A 6,032-nucleotide genomic window follows, 5' to 3' on the forward strand; every position below is an offset into this window, starting at 1 on the left:
CCCTTGCCCCGCCCGACTTCGCGCGCGCCGGCGCCTCCGCGTGCCAGGGTATGGCAAGCACGCGGCCCCCACGGCCTACCGAGGCTTAGCCCCGTTCCGGGCGGGGGTCGGCCCCCGGCCGATGTTTCACGTGAAACATCCCCTCCGGCGCCGCCGAGTCGGTTCCCCGTCGCCGCCCCCTGTGCTACCATACGCCGCCTCAGGAGGTGGCCGATGGGCAGGATCCTTTGCACGGCGAACCAGAAGGGGGGCGTGGGCAAGACCACCACCGCCGTAAACCTCGCGGCGTCGCTGGCCGCCGCGGAGCGCCGGGTTCTCCTCGTGGACCTCGACCCCCAGGCCAACGCCTCGAGCGGCTTGGGGCACCGGCTCGCCCCCGGCGACCCCTCGTCCTATCACCTTCTTTTGGCCCAGGCCCAGGTGGCGGACCTCCTGCGACCGGCCGATCTGCCGAACCTCTCCCTGGTTCCGGCCTCCCGCGACCTCGCCGGCGCCGAGGTAGAGCTGGTGGGCCAGGACCGCCGCGAGTTCCGGCTCCGCCAGGCCCTGGCGCCCGTGCGCGACGAGTATGAGTTCATCCTTGTCGACTGCCCCCCGAGCCTCGGCCTCCTCACCGTCAACGCGCTGGTGGCCGCGGACGCGGTCATCATCCCCCTCCAGTGCGAGTACTACGCCCTCGAAGGCCTGGGGCAACTGCTCACCACCATCCGCACGGTGCGCCGCACCTTCAACCCTCGGCTTGACGTGGAGGGGATCCTTCTCACCATGTTCGACGCCCGGAACAACCTCAGTCACCAGGTGGCCGACGAGGTCCGGCGCCACTTTCGTGACAAGGTGTTCCGCTCCGTGATTCCCCGGAACGTCCGCCTGAGCGAGGCCCCGAGCCACGGCAAGCCCGCGCTCCTCTACGACGCCCGGTCCACCGGCGCCCAGAGCTACCTGCGGATGGCCCAGGAACTCCTCTCGTAACCCGGAGGGAGCCGCCCATGAGCCGCAAGAAGCGCCCCGCCCTCGGAACCGGGCTCGACGCCCTTTTGCCCGACCGGCTGGAGGGAGAGTATTTTCTCTGCCCCATCGAGGAGATCCACCCGAGTCCCCACCAACCCCGGCAGGATTTCGACCCCGAGGCCCTCCAGGAGCTCGCCCAGAGCATCCGGGAGAAGGGGCTCGTGCAGCCCGTCATCGTCCGCCCCGACCCCCAGGGCGGCTACGAGCTCATCGCCGGCGAACGCCGGTGGCGCGCGGCCCAGGTCGCCGGCGTCACCGAACTCCCCGCGATCCTCCGCCACGCCGACGACGAGGAGGTGCTGGAGCTCGCCCTGGTGGAGAACCTCCAGCGGCAGGACCTGAACCCCGTGGAGGAGGCCCTGGCCTACCGGGTCCTGATCGAGCGCATGGGGCTCACCCAGGAGGAGCTCGCCCAACGCATCGGCCGGTCCCGGCCGGCCGTGGCCAACGCCCTCCGGCTCCTCTCCCTTCCCGAGCGGGCCCTCACCGCCCTGCGCACCGGCCGGATCACCGCGGGCCACGCCCGCGCCATCCTGAGCCTCGACGACGAGGCGGATCGGCTTGGGCTCCTGGAGGAAATCCTCCGCAAGAATCTCTCGGTGCGCCAGGCCGAGGAACTCGCCCGCACGCCCCGGTCGCCCCGGCCCCGCCAGGCCCCCGCGTCCGATCCCAACGTCCGCGAACTGGAGGAGCGACTCTCCCGCCGGTTCGGCACCCGGGTCCGGCTCTCTCCCGGCAAGAAGAAGGGCTCCGGCCGCCTCACCATCGAGTACCGAAACCTGGACGACCTCGATCGCATCCTACAACTGCTGGAGACTGCCTCGCCCTGACGCGGAGCGCTCCCGAGACCCGTGCGCCCTCTTCCGCCCCCCCAACCGCCGCGAGGCGTCGATGGCCGAAGGCAAAAAGCGCTGGGGCATCGACCCCGGGGAACTCAAGGAACTGTCCGAAAACCTCGGCCTTCTGACCCACCTGGGGCTCACCATGGTCGCGGCCATCGGCATCGGCCTGGCGATCGGCCACGGGTTGGACCGCTGGATGGGAACCCGCGGGGTTTGGAAGGCGGTGTTCATCCCCCTCGGGGCGCTTTCGGGCATCTGGACCGTATACCGGATCGTGATGGACACCATCGATAAATCCGATCGTCGGGGGCGGAAACCGTGACCACGGGACTACCGGTGGCCGCCGGCATCGCCGGCCTCGTCGCCGCCCTATGGGGCGGCTGGACCGCCACCGCCGGCGTGGCCTGGGGGGTTCTGGGAGGGGTCCTCGCGCTTCGGCTGCACCTCGCGACCCTCCGCCGCTTTCCTGCGGATCCCGGTCGCGCCCGCCGCCGCGCCGCCGCCGGAGCCTTCGGCCGGTTCGGCCTGCGCCTTGCCTTTCTCGCCGCGGCCATTACCTTATCGCCCGCGTGCTTCGCGGGCACGGCCGTGGGCCTCTTTCTGCCGCCCGCGCTGGTGGCGTATCACGCGACCCGGAGCTGAAGGGCTACCGGGAAGCAGGAACCGCTGGATAGAGGACAGGACGAAGGTCTACCCCGACACCCGTTCTCGGGATTCCGCCCCCCGTGGGGAGGCCCCCCCAGAGGTTGGGCCGAACGGAAGGAGCGAGAACTCCGGATGATTTTGCGTCCCAGCGTCCAAGCCTCCTAGCGTCCCAGCGGAGATCCCATGGACGAAATTCTCTCGGTTCCCCAATGGACGCTCTGGATCCAGGGCCGGCCGGTGGTCCTCAACGCGGCCACGCTCGCCATGTCCTGGCTGGTCATGGCGCTGCTTCTCGCGCTAGGCGTCTACGCCGCCCGGCGGCCGTACCTCGTACCGTCCCCTTTCCAGGCCGCCGTGGAGACCGTGGTGGAGGCGTTCCGGGACCTGGTGAATGAAAGCCTCGGAAAGCTTGGGCCCCGGTATTTCGCCTTCATCGCCAGCCTCTTCCTCTTTATCCTCCTCTCCAACTGGATCGGGGTGGTGCCCCTCCTTCAGGAACCCACCCGCGACCTCAACACCACCTTGGCCCTGGGCCTCCTGGGGTTCGTGGTGGCCCACGCCACGGCGCTCAGGGTCAAGGGCTGGAGGGCCTACCTCAAAGAGTATTTCCAGCCCTTCTTTTTCATGTTCCCCCTCAACGTCATCGGGGAAGCCGCCAAGGTCGTTTCCATCTCCTTCCGCCTCTACGGCAACATCATGGGCGGCGCCATCATCATCGCCGTGGTCTCGCGGCTCGTTCACCACCTCATCCTCCCGCCCTTCCTCTACGCCTTTTTCGGCCTGTTCGTCGGCACCGTCCAGGCCTTCGTGTTCGCCATGCTGACCCTGACCTACATCTCCGTGGCGATTCAGGAGTAGCCGGCCGTGGACCTGACCCTCGCCACCTTCACCGCCGCAGCCGTGTGCATGGGCCTCGGGGCCATCGGCTCGGCCCTCGGGGAGGGGGCAACCGCCGGCCGCGCCGCCGAGGCCATCGCCCGCCAGCCCGGGGCGGCCCAGGAGATCCTTCGCACCATGCTCGTCGGCCAGGCGGTGGCGGAATCTGCCAGCATCTTCGCCCTGGTCGTGGCGCTCCTTCTCCTCTTCGGCCCCCAGCAGGGCGGGGCCCTGACGGCCGTGTCCCTCTTCTCCGCCGGCCTGTGCATGGGCGCGGGCGCCTTCGGGCCCGGCGTTGGATCCGGATTTCCCTCGGCGGCCGCCTGTGAGGCCATCGGCCGCAACCCCCGCCATGCGGGCCGGATCACCACCACCATGCTCGTGGCCCAGGCCGTTGCCCAAACACCCAGCATCTTCGCCCTGCTCGTCTCGTTCCTCCTCCTCTTTCGGGTCCCGCCGGCTCCCCCCAGCCTCTCGGCCGCCGCGGCCCTCCTGGGCGCCGCGATCTCCGCGGGCGCGGCCGCCACCGGCCCCGGAATCGGCGCCGGGTTCGCCGGGGCGGCCGCCTGCCACGGGGTGGCCCGCCGGCCCGAGCGGGCCGGCCTGCTCCTGCGCACCATGCTCGTCGGCCAGGCCGTCAGCCAGTCCACCGCGGTGTACGGGCTCGTCGTGGCCCTCGTCCTTCTCTTCGTCGTATAACCCCTTTTCCATCGGAGGATCGCCATGGACATCACCGGAGCCGATCTTGTACGCGCCGCCGCGCTCCTCGGGGCCGGCATCGCCATGGGCTTCGGGGCCATCGGCCCCGGCATCGGCGAAGGCTTCGCCGCCGGCAAGGCCTGCGAAGGCATCGCCCGCGCCCCGGAACACGCCAACCTCCTCACCCGCACCATGCTGGTGGGCCAGGCCGTCAGCGAGTCCACCGGGATCTACGCTTTGGTGGTGGCGCTCCTTCTCATCTTCGTGGTATAGAGACCCGCCCCCTCGGGGGCGGCGTTTCGCCAGACCGCGGCGTTTCTTTTTCGCCTCCGGGTGTTTGATTCCCGGGCGGCCTTTGTGTATCATCGCCGCCGCTTTCCGCCCGGGGCTTTGGGAGGAGTGTTCCCGTGATCAACCTGAACGCCACCCTCGTCATCCAGCTCGTCAACTTCCTTTTGCTCATGGTCCTTCTGGACCGGCTGCTGTTCCGGCCGATGCTCCGGGTTCTTCAGGAGCGCCAGGCCCGCACCCAGGGCCGCCGCCAGAAGGCCCAAAGCTTGGAGGCCGAGGCCGAGGCCATCTGGACGGACTACCAGGCCAAGCTCCAGGCCGCCAAGGCCGACGCCGACCGCATCCGCACCCAGCTCATTCAGCAGGCCGAGGCCCAGCGCCAGAAACTTCTTGCCGACGCCGAGGCCGAGGCCCAGACCCAGCTCGCCAAGATCCGCGCCCAGGTCCAGGCCGAGGCGGCCGAGGCCCGCAAGGCGCTCGAATCCGACGCCCGGGCCCTGGCCCGGGAGCTCGCAGAACGGCTTCTCGAAAGGAGGGTCGCCTGATGCGCCGGTTCGGCCGCTCCGTCCTCTCCCTCGCCCTGCTGGCCGGCCCCACCCTGGCCCTGGCGGCCGAGCACGCCGCCGAGGGGGCCCACGAGGGTCCCAATCCCTGGGTCGCGCTGGGCATGAAGTTCGTGAACTTCGCGATCCTCGTGGCGATCCTCTACTTCGCGCTTCGCAAGACCGTGCCCCAGGCCCTCCGGGACCGCCGGGAAAACATCCGCCGGGCCCTCGAGGAGGCCCGCAAGGCCCTGGCCGACGCCGAGGCCAAGCTCAAGGACTACAAGGCCCGGGTCGCCAACCTGGAGCAGGAGATCGCCCAACTCCGGCACGACTTCGAGGCCGAGGGCAAACGCCAACAGGAGCGGATCCTCGCCGAGGCCGAGCGGGCCGCCGAGGGCATCCGCCGCCAGGCCGAGGCTTCGGCCCAAAACGAGGTCAAGCGGGCCCGCGACGAGCTGCGGGCCCATGCGGCCCAGCTCGCCGTGGCGATGGCCGAGGAGATCATCCGGGGCGCCTACGGCCCCGAGGACCAGAAGAAAGCCGTGGACTTCACCGTTCGTCGCGTCGAGGGACTCCATTGAACCGCAAACGCATCGCCCGCCGTTACGCCAAGGCCCTGTTCGAGTTGGCGCGCGACGCCGGCCGCGCCGAGGAGGTTGGCCGGGAGCTCCGGGAGCTCTACGAGCTCTTCGCGACCAACCCCGAACTCCGGGCCACCCTGCTGACCCCGGTGCTGCCCCGGCGGGTCAAGGCCGAGGTGCTGGGCGCCCTCCTGGAGCGGCTCGGCCCCTCGGAGCTCGTCGCCAACTTTCTCCGGGTGCTCCTCGAGGCCCGCAAGCTCCCGGTCTTGTCCGACATCCTCGAGGCCTACGAGGCCCTGACCGACGAGGCCGCGGGCCGGGTCCGGGGCGAGGTGCTCACGGCCCTTCCCCTCGAAACCGAGGAGGTCGAGGCGATCCGGGCGGCCCTCGCCAAGCGCCTGGAGAAGGAAGTCCAGCTCTCCGCCCGCCAGGACCCCGAGATTCTCGGCGGGGTCGTGGCGCGGGTCGGCAACCTTGTGTTCGATGCCAGCCTGCGCACCCAGCTCCAGCGGCTGCGCGATAGCTTCCTAAAGGGGTGATAGAGC

At 70.2% G+C, this 6,032-nt stretch carries 10 protein-coding genes; all 10 read left to right on the forward strand.

Annotation, left to right across the window (positions count from 1 at the left end):
• Positions 1-213: 213 nt before the first annotated feature.
• Complete coding sequence (locus ACY0I8_RS03515; protein ID WP_461393610.1) at positions 214-969, forward strand: ParA family protein; 756 nt, start codon at positions 214-216, stop codon at positions 967-969.
• Positions 970-986: 17 nt separating this feature from the next.
• A complete protein-coding gene (locus tag ACY0I8_RS03520; RefSeq protein WP_461393611.1) occupies positions 987-1,838 on the forward strand; it encodes a ParB/RepB/Spo0J family partition protein in 852 nt (283 codons plus the stop codon).
• 61 nt (positions 1,839-1,899) lie between these two features.
• Complete coding sequence (locus ACY0I8_RS03525; protein WP_461393612.1) at positions 1,900-2,172, forward strand: AtpZ/AtpI family protein; 273 nt, start codon at positions 1,900-1,902, stop codon at positions 2,170-2,172.
• Positions 2,173-2,186: 14 nt separating this feature from the next.
• Positions 2,187-2,492 carry an ATP synthase subunit I gene (locus ACY0I8_RS03530; protein WP_461393613.1) on the forward strand — a complete coding sequence of 102 codons (306 nt, stop codon included), beginning with the start codon at positions 2,187-2,189 and terminating at the stop codon, positions 2,490-2,492.
• Between the two features lie 186 nt (positions 2,493-2,678).
• Positions 2,679-3,353 carry a F0F1 ATP synthase subunit A gene (gene atpB, locus ACY0I8_RS03535; RefSeq protein ID WP_461393614.1) on the forward strand — a complete coding sequence of 225 codons (675 nt, stop codon included), beginning with the start codon at positions 2,679-2,681 and terminating at the stop codon, positions 3,351-3,353.
• A 6-nt stretch (positions 3,354-3,359) separates the two neighbouring features.
• The gene (atpE, locus tag ACY0I8_RS03540) at positions 3,360-4,070 is read left to right on the forward strand and encodes an ATP synthase F0 subunit C (RefSeq protein WP_461393615.1); all 711 of its coding nucleotides are present in this window, start codon (positions 3,360-3,362) and stop codon (positions 4,068-4,070) included.
• Between the two features lie 24 nt (positions 4,071-4,094).
• Positions 4,095-4,343 carry an ATP synthase F0 subunit C gene (gene atpE / locus ACY0I8_RS03545; RefSeq protein WP_025323645.1) on the forward strand — a complete coding sequence of 83 codons (249 nt, stop codon included), beginning with the start codon at positions 4,095-4,097 and terminating at the stop codon, positions 4,341-4,343.
• Positions 4,344-4,477: 134 nt separating this feature from the next.
• Positions 4,478-4,906: an ATP synthase F0 subunit B gene (locus ACY0I8_RS03550; protein ID WP_461393616.1), complete on the forward strand. Its 429-nt coding sequence runs from the start codon at positions 4,478-4,480 to the stop codon at positions 4,904-4,906.
• On the forward strand, positions 4,906-5,487 hold the full coding sequence (locus ACY0I8_RS03555; RefSeq protein WP_461393617.1) for an ATP synthase F0 subunit B: 582 nt from the start codon (positions 4,906-4,908) through the stop codon (positions 5,485-5,487). Before ACY0I8_RS03550 ends, ACY0I8_RS03555 begins: the two co-directional genes overlap by 1 nt.
• A complete protein-coding gene (locus tag ACY0I8_RS03560) occupies positions 5,484-6,026 on the forward strand; it encodes a F0F1 ATP synthase subunit delta (RefSeq protein WP_461393618.1) in 543 nt (180 codons plus the stop codon). Before ACY0I8_RS03555 ends, ACY0I8_RS03560 begins: the two co-directional genes overlap by 4 nt.
• The last annotated feature ends 6 nt before the right edge of the window (positions 6,027-6,032 follow it).

This window comes from Deferrisoma sp., from assembly GCF_054681715.1.